The sequence below is a fragment of the Paenibacillus sambharensis genome, assembly GCF_003233845.1.
Taxonomy (GTDB): domain Bacteria; phylum Bacillota; class Bacilli; order Paenibacillales; family Paenibacillaceae; genus Paenibacillus_I; species Paenibacillus_I sambharensis.
Genome location: NZ_QKRB01000037.1, coordinates 128,700 through 146,619, shown reverse-complemented (window position 1 = coordinate 146,619; position 17,920 = coordinate 128,700). Strand labels below are relative to the sequence as shown.

The 17,920-nt window shown below is 53.2% G+C and carries 14 protein-coding genes; 13 read left to right on the top strand and 1 reads right to left on the bottom strand.

Annotated features, from left to right (window positions below; translation table 11 throughout):
• Positions 1–116 precede the first annotated feature (116 nt).
• The 3 genes from DNH61_RS07385 (at position 117) to DNH61_RS07375 (ending at position 2,971) form a co-directional block, all read left to right on the top strand.
• Entirely contained in the window at positions 117–575 is a 459-nt protein-coding gene (locus DNH61_RS07385; protein ID WP_111146013.1) for a MarR family winged helix-turn-helix transcriptional regulator, read from the top strand.
• Between the two features lie 37 nt (positions 576–612).
• Entirely contained in the window at positions 613–2,640 is a 2,028-nt protein-coding gene (locus DNH61_RS07380; RefSeq protein ID WP_181438611.1) for a YhgE/Pip domain-containing protein, read from the top strand.
• A 136-nt stretch (positions 2,641–2,776) separates the two neighbouring features.
• On the top strand, positions 2,777–2,971 hold the full coding sequence (locus tag DNH61_RS07375) for a hypothetical protein (RefSeq protein ID WP_111146011.1): 195 nt from the start codon (positions 2,777–2,779) through the stop codon (positions 2,969–2,971).
• A 65-nt stretch (positions 2,972–3,036) separates the two neighbouring features.
• Here the strand turns inward: DNH61_RS07375 and DNH61_RS07370 are convergent, their stop codons facing one another.
• Entirely contained in the window at positions 3,037–3,387 is a 351-nt protein-coding gene (locus DNH61_RS07370) for a DUF4870 domain-containing protein (RefSeq protein WP_111146010.1), read from the bottom strand.
• A gap of 194 nt (positions 3,388–3,581) precedes the next feature.
• Between DNH61_RS07370 and DNH61_RS07365 the strand changes: the two genes are divergently transcribed.
• From DNH61_RS07365 to DNH61_RS07310, 10 genes are all read left to right on the top strand, one after another.
• Complete coding sequence (locus tag DNH61_RS07365; protein ID WP_111146009.1) at positions 3,582–4,637, top strand: LCP family protein; 1,056 nt, start codon at positions 3,582–3,584, stop codon at positions 4,635–4,637.
• Between the two features lie 68 nt (positions 4,638–4,705).
• A complete protein-coding gene (locus DNH61_RS07360; protein ID WP_111146008.1) occupies positions 4,706–5,164 on the top strand; it encodes a CBS domain-containing protein in 459 nt (152 codons plus the stop codon).
• A 96-nt stretch (positions 5,165–5,260) separates the two neighbouring features.
• The gene (locus DNH61_RS07355; RefSeq protein WP_245948000.1) at positions 5,261–7,309 is read left to right on the top strand and encodes an amidohydrolase family protein; all 2,049 of its coding nucleotides are present in this window, start codon (positions 5,261–5,263) and stop codon (positions 7,307–7,309) included.
• Positions 7,310–7,650: 341 nt separating this feature from the next.
• On the top strand, positions 7,651–8,553 hold the full coding sequence (locus tag DNH61_RS07345) for a DUF2232 domain-containing protein (protein ID WP_245947998.1): 903 nt from the start codon (positions 7,651–7,653) through the stop codon (positions 8,551–8,553).
• Between the two features lie 18 nt (positions 8,554–8,571).
• Positions 8,572–10,542, top strand: coding sequence for a DHH family phosphoesterase (locus DNH61_RS07340; RefSeq protein ID WP_111146006.1), 1,971 nt, complete (start codon positions 8,572–8,574; stop codon positions 10,540–10,542).
• Positions 10,539–10,982, top strand: a complete 444-nt coding sequence (gene rplI, locus DNH61_RS07335; protein WP_111146005.1) for a 50S ribosomal protein L9 — start codon at positions 10,539–10,541, stop codon at positions 10,980–10,982. Before DNH61_RS07340 ends, rplI begins: the two co-directional genes overlap by 4 nt.
• Before the next feature lie 131 nt (positions 10,983–11,113).
• A complete protein-coding gene (dnaB, locus tag DNH61_RS07330) occupies positions 11,114–12,475 on the top strand; it encodes a replicative DNA helicase (RefSeq protein ID WP_111146004.1) in 1,362 nt (453 codons plus the stop codon).
• A gap of 1,297 nt (positions 12,476–13,772) precedes the next feature.
• Positions 13,773–15,062 carry an adenylosuccinate synthase gene (locus DNH61_RS07320; protein ID WP_111146002.1) on the top strand — a complete coding sequence of 430 codons (1,290 nt, stop codon included), beginning with the start codon at positions 13,773–13,775 and terminating at the stop codon, positions 15,060–15,062.
• 193 nt (positions 15,063–15,255) lie between these two features.
• Entirely contained in the window at positions 15,256–16,119 is an 864-nt protein-coding gene (locus tag DNH61_RS07315) for a hypothetical protein (RefSeq protein ID WP_146240961.1), read from the top strand.
• A 140-nt stretch (positions 16,120–16,259) separates the two neighbouring features.
• Positions 16,260–17,798, top strand: coding sequence for a M23 family metallopeptidase (locus DNH61_RS07310; RefSeq protein WP_111146000.1), 1,539 nt, complete (start codon positions 16,260–16,262; stop codon positions 17,796–17,798).
• Positions 17,799–17,920: the final 122 nt, after the last annotated feature.

Genomic DNA, 17,920 nt, shown 5'->3' with positions numbered 1-17,920 from the left:
ACTTATCAATAAGATAAGTTGTCTTGAAGGATTATTTACTAGGAATAGGTAGAGCATTTCTACGGCAGAAAGTTCGATAGTAGAACTTCAGGCCGGGATAGAAAGGAGGGGAATGTATGAGCCATCAAGATAAGCTGCTGGAATGCTGGCAGATGATTCGAATGTGCTATAAGATCTGGGGCACGGAATGGTATAAGCAGAATCCATCCGGTCTATCCATTACACAGGTGCAGCTGCTTGAGCTGCTCGATAAAGAAGGCAGACAGAAGGCATCTCAGCTTGCCGGGGCTTTATTCATTACGACAGGCGGTTTTACTGGTATCGCTGACAGGCTTGTTAAGGCAGGGCTGGTTGAGCGTGTTAAGGATGAGCAGGACCGGCGGACCGTGTATCTGGAGCTGACAGAGGAAGGGAGAAGCGAGCTCGCCCGGGTAGTGGAGCAGCGGAAGGAACTGCTTAACAGGCTGTTCGGCGTGCTGTCCGAGAAGGATGTGAGCGAACTGCAGCGGATGTTGAATACGTTCTATGAGCATTACAGGAATACGATTGAGCCGCAGGGCAAGCTGAATGACTAAGTAACCGAAGACGTGATATAGAGAAAGAAGGATGGATATGGAGAAGAGAAGCAGGACATTGTTTGTGGAAGAGTGGAAGTCGATCTTCCGGAAGCGGATGACGCTGATTTCCATCGCAGCAGTTTGTGTTATTCCACTGCTGTACAGCGGGACCTTCCTGTGGGCATTCTGGAATCCTTATGGACAGGTGAATGAGCTGCCGGTGGCGGTTGTGAACAGGGACACGGGCGCAGAGATGGATGGCAAGAAGCTAACGATTGGCGAGGACTTTCAGGAGGAGCTTAAGAACTCGGATACCTTCAAGTGGGCTTTCGTCACGAAGGAGCAGGCTGAACAAGGGCTTCGGGATAAGCAGTATTATATGGCGATTGAAATTCCGGAGGATTTCTCATTAAGGGCCTCGAAGGTGATGGAAGCTCATCCAGACCCGGCCGTGCTCACGTACATTCCGAATGAAGGTCTGAATTATATGACCTCACGTATTGGTTCATCAGCCGTGGATAAAATAAAAGCGGAGCTGTCACAGGAGCTTACGGAAGCTTACGTGACCTCCTTATTCGAGAACATTCAGACGGTATCGGATGGGCTTGGCGAAGCAGCGGAAGGCGCAGGCAAGCTGGCCGACGGCAGCGGGAAGCTGCAGGACGGAATTGAACAGTTCCAGAATAAGCTCGGCGAGCTGTATAACGGAACAGGGCCGCTCGGCGATGGTATTCTGAAGCTGATTCAAGGTACGGAGAAGCTGGGCAGTGGAACGAAGAAGCTGTATGCAGGCAGCGGTCAGCTGAACGAGGGAATCGTTAAGCTGCAGGGCGGCCACCAGGAGCTGACGGACGGCGTACGCAGTCTGCAGACCGGAACGGATACGTTAAAGCAGGGGCTTGCCCAGTCCAAGGCAGGTGCTGAGCAGCTTAAAGCAGGGGCGGAAGGGCTTCAAGGGCTGCTGGGGCTAATTGCAGAAGCAAACCCTGAGCTGGCCGCCACACAGGAGTATGCCCAGGCGCTGCAAATCGCTCAGCAGGTAAGCGGAGGAGCAGCAGGTCTGGCTGAGGGACAGCAGCAGCTGGCAGCGGGAGCGGATCAGCTGGCAGCAGGTGAAGCAAAGATACTGGCGGGGATGGAGACATTTGGCAGCAAGCTTGAAGAAGCCGGCAAGGCAGCGGCCAAGGTCGAAGCAGGAGCCCAAGCGGTTGAACAGGGCACGAAGGACCTGAAGACAGGCCTTGGCGTGCTGAAGACCGGGGTCGGCAAGGTGGCAGACGGAGCGAAGCAGCTGCATGAAGGTACGTTGAAGCTGGCGAACGGCTCGCGCTCGGTGACAGATGGATCGAGTGAGCTCTTCCAGAAGCTGACGGATGCTGCAGCGGAGACTTCATCCATTCATCCGGATGCTGCAACGTACCGCATGTTCGCTTCACCGGTTATCATTGATGAAGAGAAGGAGGGCGCGGTTCCCAACTATGGAACCGGAATGGCGCCGTATTTCATCTCGATGAGTCTGTTTGTCGGTGCGATGATGCTGACGATCGTATTCGATGTACGCAAGCCTGCGGTTCGGCCGAGGCGGGCCATCAACTGGTTCGGCAGCAAGCTGGCTACCATGCTACTGGTAGGACTTCTGCAGGCACTGCTGCTGGATGGCGTTATGCTTGGCGTCCTGCAGCTGGAAGTGAAGAGTGTTCCTTATTTCATCGGCTTCAGTATTCTTCTAAGCTGGACGTACATGGCGATTGTACAGATGCTGGTGACACTGTTTGGTGACGCGGGACGCTTCCTGGCGATTCTGCTGCTGATTGTTCAGCTTACCACATCGGGCGGAACCTTCCCGGTTGAGATGATCCCGTCCGGTTTGCAGCAGCTGCATACCTGGACGCCGATGGCTTATGCAGTGGATGGCTTCCGGGCAATCATCTCAACCGGCCAGTATGATTTTCTGCAGGGGGATGCGGGTGTATTGGCAGGCGTATTCGCGGCCAGTGCGTTCATCACGCTCGCTTACTATGTGTACCGCATGCGCCGAAGAGGCGGCGGACAGAAAATCCTGAACGTGGAAGTTGCTTCCTGATTCGTCCGGTGTGATTCCGAGCGGCTGTTAACGGGTATGATAGAGGCAAACGGTAAGGGGCGATGTCAAGAGACAGACATCGTCCCGAATATGCCGTAAATACGCCGGTACATGGCTGCGAAGGAGTGTGCAGATAATGGCCAAGTCAGATCGGAATAAAGACCGTAATACGGATAAGTCAGAGAATTTCTTCGGTATCTTCACCCCGGCTGAACGTGAGGACAATGCTGCTACAGACCCGATTGACGATGCCGTGGCAGGTATCATGGATAATATTGAAGAAACAGTGACAGGACATGATACGGACAGGAAAGAAAAACCGAAAAGATAGCATCTGGTCCGGCCTGCATGGGTAATGCAGGCTTTTCTTTTGCATTAGAAGCTTTACTGGACCAGTCAAAATCGCTGCGCATGCCTTTCAGCCAGGTCACCGATTACGGGTAGCTTAAACCACCGGCCCTGCAGAGCCAACAGCATACAGGCAAGCCAGAGAATAAGAGCTGCGGGAGCCAGGAGCAGACCGAACAGCCACCCGATAATTGGGATGCCGCCCAGTAAGAGCTGCGTGACGATGACTGCGGCAGATGCGAAAATAGATTGCAGAGCGTGAAATTTTACGAACCTGTTGTCCTTTTCAATCGTCAATAAGAGGAGGCCTGTTATAAAACCAAGCACATAACAGAGCATGCCTGCAATCCGGGGCTCGAAGCGGGAGGCAGACCGCTTGGGAGATGGGGAATCATCCATAACAATCATCCTTTCCTGTTTGACTGCTGTGAGACGTATAGGGTTGTCTTGGGAATATGTATGCAGACTTGAATCAAACCATTCACAAGCGGGCAGGAAGAAGCGGGAATAGGACGAAACTTTACGGGCTGGCGGATCGTTTTAAGCGGGTGTTAGCGGTTTAAATAGTGTAGGGCGAAGGGAGAATGGTAACAATGTTACAAAGACGCTGGCAGAAATGGACGGCAGGCATATTGGCTGCCGTGCTGGTGTTTGGTATAATCGGGTATTTTAATCGGACAGCGATTGCACTATGGGGGTTTGATACGTTTCTCTCCGGGAGCGTGCAGAAGAAGCTGGAGAAATCCTATCAGCCGCTGGAGGGCAGGCCGGTGACGGAACCGGTCAGTTATAAGGAGATGAGGCCATTTTCACTGCTGCTGCTGGGCGTCGATCAGCGGAAGAATGAGCGCGGCCGCTCCGATACGATGATTGTAACGGTCGTCAGACCGGATGATGGTGCTGTCTTAATGATTTCAATACCGCGGGATTCCTATGTGGAAATTCCGGGCAGAAGCCGTCCCGACAAAATCACTCATGCTTATGCTTATGGGGAAGCGGGTCTGGCGGTACAGACGGTGGAAGAGATGTTCGATATGCACGTAGATCATTATGCGACCATTAATTTTGAAGGATTCCGGAATGTGATTGATGCAATGGGCGGCATCAGGCTGCCGATTGAGAAGGATATTGTGAACAAAGGTGCAATGCATGAGAAGTTTATTGTAAAAGCCGGTCAGCAGCTTTACAATGGTACTGATGCCCTTAACTTTGTTCGCTACCGCGAGGATGCAGGCGGCGATGTAAGCCGTACACAGCGTCATCAGATATTCCTGAATGCGATTCTGGACAAAGCGGCAGGGATGGACCAATGGGCTCAAATTCCTGAACTAATTGATATTATGGGTGATAATTTCACAACAGACATTGCTCCCGAAGAGATGGTGGAGCTTGGCAAAGCCCTGCTCGCATCCGGCAGCAGGACGATCTATAGCCACACTTTGAAGGGCGAAGGCAGACTGCTGCATTCCAATGGCGGCGGGTGGTATTATTTTGTGGAAGAGGATGACCTGGATAAGGCTAAGGGCTGGGTGGACGCCTGGCTGAACGATTCGACGCCGTTACAGTCGCTGCCGCTGCCGGATCAATATCAGTCGAAGCAGCCGGTCGAGGCACTGTCGGCCGCACAGGCACAGGCGAACGGACACTGATCAGCTCCTTACCATCATATGACAACTACAGACTAAACATGGGGAAACGAAAGTGGGAGGATAGTGTCATGAACATTGCTTTTTTCTTGCTGCCCAAGCAGGAAGTCGTATGCGTAACAGCAGATGCCACGCTGCGGCAAACACTAGAGCGGATGGAGTATCACCGTTATACGGCGGTGCCTATACTCGATGACCAGGGGGGTTACGCAGGGACAATTACCGAGGGAGACCTGCTCTGGTTTCTGAAGAATCAGCCGGGTGTCAGCTTCGAGCAGACCAATAAATACAGGCTGATGGATGTACCGAGGCGAATCAGCAACAAGGCTGTACAGATTGACGCGAAGATGGAAGACTTGATCTCATTGGCTAAGGTGCAGAACTTTGTCCCGGTTATTGATGATATGAACCGGTTCATCGGCATTGTACGGCGGAGTGATATCATTGATTACTGCGCAGGAGCAATGCTGGAGCACAGCCGGGGCGATAAGGAAGCAGCTGCTGCTGTACCGAAGCAGCTTGAAACATAGTCGCTGAGCGAGATGTTAAGGATGCGCAGCTTCGGGGCGTAAGCTGAATAACCAGCTGATCGCCAAGCTGCAATGCAAGAGTATAGGAGGCAGGGAATGGCAGAACAACGTAATGGGGCGGGTACTGGCCGAAGGCCGATGCGCGTCTTGCTGATGATCGCCGCGCTGCTCGCGGCGGTCTTTGCCGTGTTCATGATCTGGTCGCTGTTTGGAGGCAACGATGCTTCGGCACCGGGACTAACGCCAGGACAGACGGCAGAGGACGGGGCAGCAGGTACTCAGGGCGAAACGGTAAACGGCGATAGTAAGACAGGCGGCGGAGAAGCACCGGCGGGCGAAGGGGATTCAGCTGCAGGGGCAAATCAGGATAACGCAGTGGCACTTCTTGATTCCCAGGTTACGCAAGCAGAGCTGGATGCCGTATATGATATTGTTATTCAGAATGGCCGCGTAATCAATCCGGAAACACAGCTGGACGAGGAAGGACTTCATGTAGGCATCAAGGATGGGACGGTAGGCGTGGTCACCTCAAAGCCTTTGAAGGGTGAGCGGACGATAGATGCGACTGGCTTGGTCGTAGCGCCTGGGTTTATTGACAATCTGTCTTATGATCCGAACCCGCTGGGGGTGTGGAACAAGATTGCGGATGGTGTAACGACGAACATCGCGATGCATGGAGGCACCTCCTCTCCGGCCAAATGGTATGCCTACTATGAAAGGGACAAGCCTCCCGTGCATTTTGGTGCATCGTTCTTCTATACGCAGGCACGCAATCAGTTTAAGCTGAGCCGCTATGCTGGCGCGAATGCGGACCAGATCGCCAAGCTTAAGCAGCAGGCGGAGGAAGCTCTTAATAATGGTGCGCTCGGCATATCCTTCAGTCTCGAATATGTACCGGGCATCACCTCAGAGGAAGTGCTTGCGCTGATGGAGCTCGCGAAGGAGTATAATGTTCCGACGTATTTCCACGGCCGGTATTCCGATATGGAGGAGCCGGGAACGAACTTCGATACAATGAATGAGCTGATCGGCTACGCAAGGGCAAGCGGCGCTGCTGTGCATATTGACCATATCAACAGTACGGGCGGAACGTTCAGTATGAAGGAGTCGCTGGCGATGATTGATGAGGCGCTGGCAGAAGGACTTGATATAACAGCATGTCTGTATCCGTATAACTACTGGGGCACTTATCTAAATTCCGCTCGGTTCGATGAGGGCTGGCAGGAACGGTTCCGGATTACATACGAGGATCTGCAGATTGCCGGAACGAGTGAGCGGCTGACAGCGGAGACCTTCCGCAAGTATCAGAAGGAGGGAAAACTGGCTGTAGCTTACGCTATACCTGAACAGGATGTCGTTGATGCCTTCCAGGCGCCATATGTCATGATCGGCAGTGATGCGATTCTGGAGCCGGGCCACAACAACCATCCACGTGCATCAGGCACGTTCGCGCGCACACTGGGTTTATACGCCAGGGAGAAGAGTGTGATCACACTCTCCGAGGCCATAGCGAAGCTCAGCCTGATGCCAGCCCAGCGGCTGGAGAAGCAGGTGCCGGCGCTGCAGAAGAAGGGCCGGATTGCGAAGGGAATGGACGCGGACATCGTTGTCTTCGACTATGACACGGTCATCGACAAATCCACCGTGGAGCAGCCGGATCTCTATTCTGAGGGAATGGAGTACGTGCTCGTTAATGGTCAGGTAGCGCTTGACCAAGGTGAACTGAACAAGAGCGTTCGTGTTGGACAGGCGATTCGCAGTGAATTCGTCCGCTTCAAGGAAACGGCCGGAAGCCTGAATTGGGGTACGGGATCTTATCCTCTAGTCGCATATAACGATGAGGTATATGTTGATCTGGCAGCCTTTACGGAGCAGGGCTATGCACTTGCATGGGATAAGCTCAGCTTGACGTATACGTTGGATAAAACAGCAGCCGGTTCGGCTGGAGCATCTGAATCCAAGGCCAGCCAGCAGCCGAAGAGCGGTGAGCTGATGCTGGAGCGGGGATATCAGGTGAAGACGGCAGACAAGCAGTCTGAGCTGATTTCGATAGGCGAGCGGGCATTCGTGCCGCTTAAGTTCCTGGAGGATACAGGACTGAAGGTATCGAATGAAGGCGATGTATGGACAGCGGACGCTGCCTGATTCGTAAGGACTGCTCCCCGGCCAGTATGCTTCATGCGGTTTAGCAGCAGCCGGCAGCAGGTGAATGAATATCAGACATGCTCCCTGACCTCGGCAGCTGAGGCAGGGAGTATTTTTTACGCCCGTAGCGATAATCAATATCTTGTGTACCATATCGGCATCCTCCAGGAAGTAACCGATAATGGTATGGCCCGCTTCGAATGTTGCAGGGGATTGAGGATGAACAGGCTGCATGTTATCCTTCGGGGACAGGATTAGGAAGGCCGGGTAGCAATGCGCCGGCTCCTGCCTTTATGTTATAATGAAGATTAAAGCTCATGTGCCGAGGAGTGTGGAACGGTTTGAAGACAGGTTATCGACCACTGTTGTGGAGTGCTGCGGCGCTTGTGCTGTTGTTCTCGATTGCTGTACCTGGCGTTAATGTATTGACGATAACATTTTTGATGGTGCCGTATGTAGTTCTTTACACGATGCTTCCGGCAGCCGCTTTTGCTGTTCATATGCTGGTCATCTGGGTTGCCGGATACTTGCTGATAGGGCCTGCTGCCCTGATCGTGGGATTGTTCTTCTTGATCCCCGGAATTGTAATGGGTCAGTTGTATAAGAAAAAGGCTTCGGCACGTACGGCTATAACGGGCGGTACACTTGCCCTGCTGGCACAGTTCTTGCTGGAGCTGCTGATTCTGCAGTTCGCATTCGACATCGCACTGCTCAGCGAGATGGGCAATATCATTCGGGAGAATATCGCGACACTATCCCGGGACGGGCTGATGCCTGGTAACTGGACGGCTGACATGACAGAGGAATTGATCCGGACGTCCATGCAATCCCTGCCGGTCATGCTCATCATTGTCTCGTTCGTTTATGCCGCGGTAACGCATTTTCTTGCACGGCGTGCTCTGCGAACCGCGGGCATCGAGGTCGCTGCCTTCCCGCAGGCGAAGGATTGGATGCTGCCGCGCTCATTTGTCTTTTACTATTTGATTGTCATTCTGTTCGACCTGTTCATGACAACCAAGGATAACACGTATTTCTCAGTGGTCATCATCAACTTGCTGCCGCTCCTGCGGTTTGCATTTACCGTGCAGGCTATCGGATTCTTCTTCTTTCTGGCCGCTCAGAAAAATTGGCCGCGTGTCGTTCCGCTGCTGCTGACAGTGCCGGTGCTGCTATTCCCGCCGCTTAGTCTGATTGGAGTCATTGACGTCGCGTTTCCGCTCAGAAAATCGTTTACGAAACCTTAAGTACAGGGGCGAATGGAAATGCCAAAGTTTCTCATGAAGAGATGGCACGGCTTGCATCAGGTCTGGTCGCTCGTGCTTATTATTGCGCTGACGTTGGCGCTCTCTACCTATAACTGGCTGCTCGGCCTTGCCGGACTTGTTCTGGCAGGCGTCGTGGCCGTGTATACGCTGCTTGCGGAACGGTCGTTCCGCCGCGATTTAACGAGCTATCTAGGCACCTTGTCGTACCGGATCAAGAAGACGGGCAATGAAGTCATCAGCGAGCTGCCCTTCGGTATCGTGCTCTTCAATGAGGATAAGGTGGTGGAATGGCATAATCCGTTCATCTCGCACATGCTGGAGCGGGAGTCTGTGATTGGCATGCCGCTGACCGACCTGTTCCCGGCTCTGCAGTCAAAGGACAAGGAGAAGGAGCAGGAAGGATCGGTAGAGATCCGTATTGGTACTTCCGTATATGAACTGCTGTTCAAGCAGGAAGAGCGACTCCTGTACGTGGTAGATATTACGGAACGCTGGAATATTGCCAAAAAATACGAGGACGAAAAGCTGGCGCTTGGCGTCGTCATGATGGATAATCTAGAGGAAGTCACACAGGGGATGGACGATCAGCAGCGTTCGGCGCTGATGTCCAAGGTAACCGCAGAGATTACCGATTGGGCCCAGCGGTACCATATGTATCTGAGACGCCTCACTTCGGACCGCTACCTGATTATGACGGACTTCAAGACGCTTAAGGAGCTTGAGCTGTCCCGGTTCGTTATTCTGGATGAAGTCCGGGAGATGACGCTCGATCTCAAGATCCCGATGACACTCAGCATCGGCATGGCCTGCGGAACATCCAATGTTATTGAACTGGGCCAATGGCTGCAGGGCAGTCTGGATATTGCGCTCGGCCGAGGCGGCGATCAGGCTGCGGTGAAGGTTGGCCAGCGGCAGACCTTCTATGGCGGCAAGTCGAATGCAGTGGAGAAGCGGACCCGTGTAAGAGCGCGGGTTGTAGCCCACGCCCTGCGCGACCTGATGAAGGACAGCGACAATATCATGATCATGGGACACAGGCTGCCTGATATGGATTCCATCGGAGCGGCAATCGGTGTGCTTAAGGCAGCTCAGCTGTTCAATAAAGACGCTTATATCGTATTGGAGGGGCTAAATCCATCCATAGAGAAGCTGATGGAACTGATTGCCGGGGAAGAGCGGCTGATTAAGCGTTTCGTAACTCCTGAGCAGGCACTATTGATGATGAGTGGTCGGTCACTGGCGGTGGTAGTGGATACACACAAGGCTTCGATGGTCAAGGAACCGAAGCTGCTGTCCGCAACGGAGCGGGTAGTCGTCATTGATCATCACCGCCGGAGCGAGGAATTCATTGCCAACCCGGTGCTGATCTATATGGAGCCCTACGCTTCATCCACCTGTGAGCTGGTAACAGAGCTCCTGCAGTACATCCATGACCGGGTGGGTCTGGATGTGACAGAAGCGACCTCTCTGCTCGCGGGGATCACGGTGGATACGAAGAATTTTTCACTCCGGACAGGGTCCCGCACCTTTGAAGCGGCATCGTTCCTGCGCAGGCATGGCGCGGATACATCGCTCGTGCAGCGGATGCTCAAGGAGGATCTTGAAGAATACATCAAGAAGGCCGATATTATCAAGCATGCGGAAATTCATTACGAGCATGTGGCGATTGCAGTCACAGAGCCAGGCGTTAAGAATTCCCAGCTGCTGATTGCCCAGTCCGCCGACACGCTGCTTAATATGACGGATGTGCTGGCATCATTCGTCATCAGTGAACGGACAGACGGTCTGATTGGCATCAGCGCCCGCTCGCTCGGTGACATGAATGTGCAGGTCGTAATGGAGCGGATGGGCGGAGGCGGCCATCTGACGAATGCGGCAGCCCAGCTGGAAGGCACTGTTGCCGAGGTGGCGGAACGCCTGAAGAAAGTATTGGATCATATCGATAAGGAAGAGGGGTTATTCGAATGAGAGTAATTTTCCTGCAGGATGTTAAGGGTCAAGGCAAGAAGGGCGAGATCAAGAATGTATCGGAAGGCTACGCACGCAATTTCCTGCTGCCGAAGGGGCTGGTCAAGGAAGCCTCCGAGGGCAATGTGAAGACGCTGGAGGTTCAGAGCGCATCCGAACAGAAGCGCAAGGCGAAGGAGAAGGAAGACGCGCAGAAGCTGGCGGAGCGTATGGGCGAGACCACGGTTGTCATCAAGACCAAGGCTGGCGAAGGCGGCCGCCTGTTCGGCGCTATTACCAGCAAGCAGATTGCCGAAGCGCTGGCAGCACAGGGCTTCACAGTGGACAAGCGGAAGATTGAGCTCGGTGAGCCGATCCGTTCGCTGGGCGTGACTCAGGTGCCGGTGAAGCTGCATCCGGAAGTGAAGGCAACCCTAAAGGTACAGACGACAGAGGAATAAGAACTATTGAACTCATTGGTCTTAATGAATTTATTGAACTTAATGAACTTAATGAACTTAATGAACTTAGCAGGCGGATATTATAACTCGATCGTAATGACGGACAGCATCGGACAGGGGAGAGAAGGACGATGAACACAGAGGCGATGTTTGACAGGGTCCCCCCGCAAAATCTTGAAGCTGAGCAAGCGGTCTTGGGGGCCATTCTACTGCAGGCTGAGGCATTGGTTACGGCTATGGAACGGCTGCGGAGTGAGGACTTCTATTCATCTGAGCACCAGATGATCTATGAGGCGATGGTTGAGCTGGGGGAAGACAACCAGCCGATCGACCTCGTAACGCTGACATCTTGGCTGCAGGACAGGCAGCAGCTTGAAGAGGCCGGCGGCGTCTCGTATTTGGCGAAGCTGGCAAGCGGTGTGCCGACTGCGGCGAACGTGGATTATTATGCCCAGATCGTGGAGGAGAAATCCCTTCTCCGCCGTTTGATCAGGACGGCGACACAGATCGTGCAGAACGGGTATGCGGCGACCGATGAAGTCGGTATTCTGCTGAACGAAGCAGAGCAGCGTATCCTCGAAATATCGAATCGCCGCTCAAGCAGCGGCTTCGTGTCCATTCGGGATGTTCTGATGGAAGTATTCGAACGGGTGGAATTTCTGTACGGCCATAAGGGCGGTACCACAGGCATTCCGTCCGGTTTCCCGGATCTGGATAAGATGACCTCTGGCTTTCAGCGGAGCGACCTCATCATTGTGGCTGCCCGTCCTTCAGTCGGTAAGACGGCCTTCGCGCTGAACATTGCCCAGAACGTAGGCGTCCGGGCACGTGAGGCCGTGGCGATCTTCAGTTTGGAGATGTCCGCGGCCCAGCTGGTGCAGCGGATGGTCTGCGCCGAGTCCAATGTAGACGCAGGCCGTATGCGGACAGGCTACCTGGAAGGCGATGACTGGGAGAAGCTGACGATGGCGATTGGAGCACTGTCGGAGGCGGAGATCTATATTGATGATACGCCAGGCATTACGGTAGCGGATATCCGCGCCAAATGCCGCAGACTGAAGAAGGAGAAGGGGCTCGGCATGATTCTGATCGACTACCTTCAGCTGATTCAGGGACGCGGCAAGGCAGGGGAGAACCGTCAGCAGGAGGTATCGGAGATTTCCCGTACCCTCAAGCAGATTGCCCGTGAGCTGGAAGTGCCGGTTATTGCTCTGTCCCAGTTAAGCCGGGGTGTGGAGCAGCGGCAGGACAAGCGTCCGATGATGTCCGACCTCCGGGAATCCGGTTCGATCGAGCAGGATGCCGACATCGTCGCATTCCTGTACCGGGATGATTATTATGACAAGGAGACCGAGAAGAAGAACATTATCGAGATCATTATTGCCAAGCAGCGTAATGGTCCGGTGGGCACGGTCGAGCTTGTCTTCCTGAAGAACTTTAACAAATTCGTCAGTCTTGATCACTCGGGACAGCAGCAGCCGGGAGTCGCCTAGAGGCAGATTCCCGCACGCAGAGATGCTGTCGCTTGGATAAGGATCAGCAGCAGCCCGGCCGGCAGGCCGGGTTTTCTTTTTTCTTTAACATAAAGGAAAATATAAATTTATAGGGTTATTGGGTGATGACTCTGTTGTTGTTTGGCTAGGCTAAGTGTATGGAGAACAATAACCTTAAACAATCCTATTGGATATGAATGGGCATTCGGATGCTTCATAAAGGGGTATGGTAAGAAGATCCGACCTGCCGTAATCCGGAAAGTGGAGCGCAGACAACAAACGCCTCAACCTTAGATAAGAGCTACCTAAGGTTGGGGCGTTTCGTGGATAACAAAACGATCCACGGAATGGATTTAAGCGTAAGGTATGGAGGAGCGGGTTTCGCTAATAGAGCAGTCCGCATATAGACTCTTTCAGTTTGGCATCATTTTCAAATCTAACAGAACTCAGCGACCTTATTTCAGCGAATAGGGGTCGCTTCAGCGGGTAACGGAACTCAGCGCTGCTATTCGGTCCATTCCAGAGGAATTTTTACTAATATGGGGACTTAAAAGCCTCTGAGTTCCGTAACCATTCAAAAAATGACTCTAATTTAATGTATAGCGCTTCTCAGTTCCGTAAAGACCCGCCTGTATGAAGCTGGTATGTACAATATCGCTAATACTCTCGTCATCACCGTCATCCCCAAATGCGGCCCTAACGTCAAACCGTGCATCAATTGCGAGTGTAACGATCGGTTCTGGAATCAACGAATAGTAATCTGGGGCCGTAACCTTGATGGAAAAATCCCCGCTTAATGCAGTTAAGGGATTCTTTTGTTTCTTGAGTACGGTTTTGGCACGGTGAGGTACAGCGGTGTAAAGGTGTGGAAGCATAGAGGTATGGAAGTATAAAGGTGTAAAAGCATAGAGGAGTAGAAGCATTGAGGTGTTGAAGAATAGAAGGACGGAAGTATATAAGTAGTGTATAGAGGCATGCTGCATGGGTTGCAAAAGGGCCGCTGCAGTTCCATCAAGAGATATAACCTGGACAGTCGGGTACAGGTCCTCCGCAAGGAATGGCTGGACGAGCCGATATCACCATCCTGCCCTTGGAGAGCAGGGGTAGAGTCATTTTTCATAGGCAGCAACCGCTCTAAACCCGAACGTTCGTGTATACAGATTACCGATTGTTCGTTTTTGTTGACAGGGGTAGGGTGGACTGCTACACTAGTATTGCTGCCTTTCAGAAGCGTGGATAGTCTGCGCTTGCAGGGCGGTAAATTTCGGTGTCATGGAACACTGAGCGGAGGTATGCCATGTCTACGGTTGTTGTTGTCGGAACCCAATGGGGAGACGAAGGAAAAGGCAAGATTACCGACTATTTGGCTGAAGGCGCGGACGTTGTCGCCCGTTACCAAGGCGGTAACAATGCCGGCCATACGATTCTCATCGGTGACAAGAAATATAAGCTGACGATGATTCCGTCCGGAATTTTCAATGATGATAAGCTGTGTGTAATCGGGAACGGAATGGTTATTAATCCGGCTGCGCTAATTGATGAGATCAATTACATTCACGATAACGGCTTTTCGACGGACAATCTGAAGATCAGCGACCGTGCGCATGTCATTATGCCGTACCACATGGTCCTCGATGCTCTGGAGGAAGACCGCAAAGGCGATAATAAAATCGGAACGACCCGTAAAGGGATTGGTCCTTGTTATATGGATAAAGCAGCCCGCAGCGGCGTGCGTATTGCGGATCTGATGGACGCGGAGGAATTCACGTCTAAGGTGCGTCAGTTGGTTAAAGAGAAGAATCAGGTTATTCAGCAGGTATACGGCGGTGAGCCTGTCGATGCTGAATTGATTATTGAGGAGTATCTCGGGTATGCCGATACGCTGCGCAAGTATGTAGCCGATACTTCAGTTGTTCTGAACGATGCGATTGACGAAGGCAAGAAGATTCTCTTCGAAGGCGCGCAGGGTGTCATGCTGGATATCGATCAGGGTACATATCCGTTCGTGACCTCGTCGAATCCGAGCGCTGGCGGTGTATGTATCGGTTCCGGCGTTGGTCCTGCACGCATCCGTCAGGTTATCGGAGTCGCGAAGGCTTACACGACCCGTGTTGGCGACGGCCCCTTCCCGACAGAGCTGCATGATGAGACTGGCAACGAGATCCGCGAACGCGGCCATGAGTATGGAACGGTAACCGGACGTCCACGCCGTGTCGGCTGGTTCGATAGCGTCGTTGTTCGCCATGCCCGCCGTGTGAGCGGAATCACAGGATTGTCGTTAAATTCGCTTGATGTGCTTACCGGACTGGAGACTGTGAAGATTTGTACAGGCTATAAGTTCCGCGGCGAGATCATCACGCATTATCCTGCGAGCCTGAAGATGCTGTCCGAATGTGAGGCTGTCTATGAAGAGCTTCCAGGCTGGAGCGAGGATATCTCCGGCGCGAAGACACTGGATGATCTGCCGGCGACAACCCGCCGTTATCTGGAGCGTGTGTCGGAGCTGACAGGTATTCCAATCGCCATCTTCTCTGTTGGCCGCAACCGCGAGCAGACGAATCCGCTTATCAACGTGTATGATGCATAATCATACCGAATAAGAGAATAATAGGCCTGTTTTCCTTATCCGAGATAAGGGAGGCAGGCTTTTTTTGCTGCGCTGGCCGAAGACGCACCATCCAACAATTTCTCTTAGACTGCGAATGGTGCCGCCCCGGTTGGTCCATACTGGTAGATATGTCCTCTCTTCTAGGACAGTATGGAGTAAAGGATGGATGGCTATGATGTGGTGGAAAATGGCAGGATGGCTCGGCAAGGCGGTGGCTTCGGCGCTGATCGTCAGCTTCTTGGCGATTTGGACGACGGGTTATATCGTGAACAGCTATGTAGAGGCACTGATAAAAGATTATAACCTGCCTATGAAGACTCAGCCCTTCGCCTTGTCCGGTGTCTGGGGCAAGCTGTGGGGCGCAGGCGATGCGGAAGACGGCACGATGACAGCAGAAGCGGAGCAAGAGGGAGACAGCGGCGGCAAGGCAGACCGGCCCCAAGACAGCAGTACCGGCAGTGTGCGTCCGGAGAATGACGATCATGCAGAACGGGACACACAGGATAATGCAGGGGACAATGTTCCGGACAGTCAGGCAGGTACCGGGAGTGATGATGTTCCGAGCAGTCAGACCGGCACCGGGGGGAGCGATGACCCGGCTGCTAACCCGTTCCAGGACGAAGGAATGGACTCGGAGGCATCGACGGGAGCCGGTTCGGGTTCACAGGCAGCGACGGATTCAGAACGGTCCGGGCAGCTCACAGATGCGGGGAGCGGCAGCAGCGGACAGTCTGGAGAGGAGACCAAGACGGAGACCGGATCGGGTACAGGCTCGCAGGCGCAATCGGCGCAGGGTGAAGCGGTCATTACGCCCGAGGAGCTGGCCAGAGCGAAGGACCAGATGAGTGAGGAAGACCGGAACAAGCTGTTCGCGATGCTGGTCAGCAAGCTTCCGCAATCGGAGTGGCAGACGATCTCCACCTATGTGGAGAGCGGCTTGACCGATGAGGAAATGACCAACATTCAGCAGATTGTTGCCAAGCATCTGGACCGGGAGGAATACGAGGAGTTAATGGATATTCTGAAAAAATATTAATCGAAGCACGGTTTCAGTGCGGTTGCCGCTGCTGCAAATGTTATGATACAGTAAAAGGCGTAATCTCCCGGACAGGGATATTTCGCCTGTTCCAAGGCGAATGGACGATTACATCATTGTGTGGAACAAAGGAGAAGATCATGACCGTTCACAGGCATAATAACCGGAAGAGCAAGACAGGCAAGGGACCTAAGAAGCCCGCGCCGGATACCCGGTTGCAAGACTTGAATGGCAAGCAGCAGCAAGCCGCAAGCTGGAAGAGCGCTGTTAAGGGGCTTCTTCGCAAACCAGTCCTACTTGCCGGAGGAGCATTGGTACTCCTCTCCGCCGCCGGATTAGGCGGCCATTATTATGTTGAAAGCAACACCGTAGAATATTATTACGTCTATCAGGATGGAGCCCAGCTGGGAACCGTTCATACTCCTGAGGCTGTTGAGCAGCTGATGGAAGAGAAGCGCAAGGAAGCAAGTGCGGCCAATCCGGGCCTCAAGATGGCACTGGATGCCGGCGAGCTGTCATACATAAAGGCGAGCGGATTCAAAGCAAAGCCGGAGACAGATGCAACGCTGGATAAGCTGGAGGACAGTATCACAAGCCATGCCGTTGGCGTAGAGGTAAGGGTCGACGGCAAGCTCATCGGCATCGCCAAGGATCAGCAGACTGCCGATCTGGTGCTGAAGCGTGTTCAGTCCAAGTATGTGCCGGAGAAGAAGGCAGCAGCAAACAAAGTGGAGGTAACAGCACTGGCTTACAGTTCACAGCCGGCCGCAGCCGCTTCCAAGACAGAGGTTGCGGAGGTGGCCTTCGTAGAGGAAGTAGAATTGTCATCCACGAAGGTGTCGCCAGGGCGGATTCAGGATGCGGATACTTTGTATAAACGTCTGGTGACCGGGAGTGCAGAGAATACGGTCTACACCGTGCAGGAAGGTGACTGCATCGGCTGTATCGCGGACAAGTTCTCCATCTCGCCGCAGGTTATCTACCAGAATAACCCATGGATTAAGGATGACATGATCAAGGTAGGGGACAAGCTGGACTTGACCGTTCTCGAGCCGCAGATCACGGTTCAGACCATCGAGAATGTGACCGAGACGGAAACGATTGAGCCAACAATTATTGTCCAGAAGAATGACGAGATGCGCGAAGGCGAGCGCAAGACGATTCGCGAAGGTGTCAGCGGCTCGAAGAAGGTTACCTACAAGCTCGTGAAGAAGAACGGCTACCTGATGAGTGAAGAACTGGTGGACGAAGAGATCGTCAAGCCGGCTGTACCGGCTATTATCATGAAGGGCACGAAGGTCGTCCGGGGCGAAGGCACAGGCGAATTTGCCTGGCCCGTCAGCGGTGCCCGGCTGACAAGCAGCTATGGGCCGCGTTGGGGACGCCAGCACAAGGGAATCGACCTGGTCGGAAACAGCAGTATTCTGGCAGCCGATGACGGTGTTGTAGAGTTTGCCGGTACGAAGAATGGGCTTGGCAAGGTCGTCTTTATCGATCATAAGAATGGATACAGAACGGTGTATGCCCATCTGGACTCTATTAATGTCAGCGAAGGCGATATTGTAGAGAAGGGCGACAAGCTGGGCGTGATGGGCAACACGGGCCACTCGACCGGCACTCATCTGCATTTTGAGATTCATAAGGACGGCAAGGTACAGAACCCGATTAACTATCTGTAAAGCGGATAGACGCAGCCGGCTGCATGCGAGCAGCCGGCTGCTTTATTTTGCCCTGTCCAATGTCAATGTCCTCCGCTGGGAGGTCTTCAGCCTATGTGTTAAAATAGTAGGGAGAGTAGAAC

Excerpts from the sequence above, each read along its gene's own strand:
- DNH61_RS07385 (WP_111146013.1), top strand. The coding sequence starts at position 117 with ATGAGCCATCAAGATAAGCTGCTGGAATGCTGGCAGATGATTCGAATG.
- rplI (WP_111146005.1), top strand. The coding sequence starts at position 10,539 with ATGAGAGTAATTTTCCTGCAGGATGTTAAGGGTCAAGGCAAGAAGGGC.
- DNH61_RS07315 (WP_146240961.1), top strand. The coding sequence starts at position 15,256 with ATGATGTGGTGGAAAATGGCAGGATGGCTCGGCAAGGCGGTGGCTTCG.
- DNH61_RS07360 (WP_111146008.1), top strand. The coding sequence starts at position 4,706 with ATGAACATTGCTTTTTTCTTGCTGCCCAAGCAGGAAGTCGTATGCGTA.
- DNH61_RS07320 (WP_111146002.1), top strand. The coding sequence starts at position 13,773 with ATGTCTACGGTTGTTGTTGTCGGAACCCAATGGGGAGACGAAGGAAAA.
- dnaB (WP_111146004.1), top strand. The coding sequence starts at position 11,114 with ATGAACACAGAGGCGATGTTTGACAGGGTCCCCCCGCAAAATCTTGAA.
- DNH61_RS07340 (WP_111146006.1), top strand. The coding sequence starts at position 8,572 with ATGCCAAAGTTTCTCATGAAGAGATGGCACGGCTTGCATCAGGTCTGG.
- DNH61_RS07310 (WP_111146000.1), top strand. The coding sequence starts at position 16,260 with ATGACCGTTCACAGGCATAATAACCGGAAGAGCAAGACAGGCAAGGGA.
- DNH61_RS07375 (WP_111146011.1), top strand. The coding sequence starts at position 2,777 with ATGGCCAAGTCAGATCGGAATAAAGACCGTAATACGGATAAGTCAGAG.
- DNH61_RS07365 (WP_111146009.1), top strand. The coding sequence starts at position 3,582 with ATGTTACAAAGACGCTGGCAGAAATGGACGGCAGGCATATTGGCTGCC.
- DNH61_RS07355 (WP_245948000.1), top strand. The coding sequence starts at position 5,261 with ATGGCAGAACAACGTAATGGGGCGGGTACTGGCCGAAGGCCGATGCGC.
- DNH61_RS07370 (WP_111146010.1), bottom strand. The coding sequence starts at position 3,387 with ATGGATGATTCCCCATCTCCCAAGCGGTCTGCCTCCCGCTTCGAGCCC.
- DNH61_RS07380 (WP_181438611.1), top strand. The coding sequence starts at position 613 with ATGGAGAAGAGAAGCAGGACATTGTTTGTGGAAGAGTGGAAGTCGATC.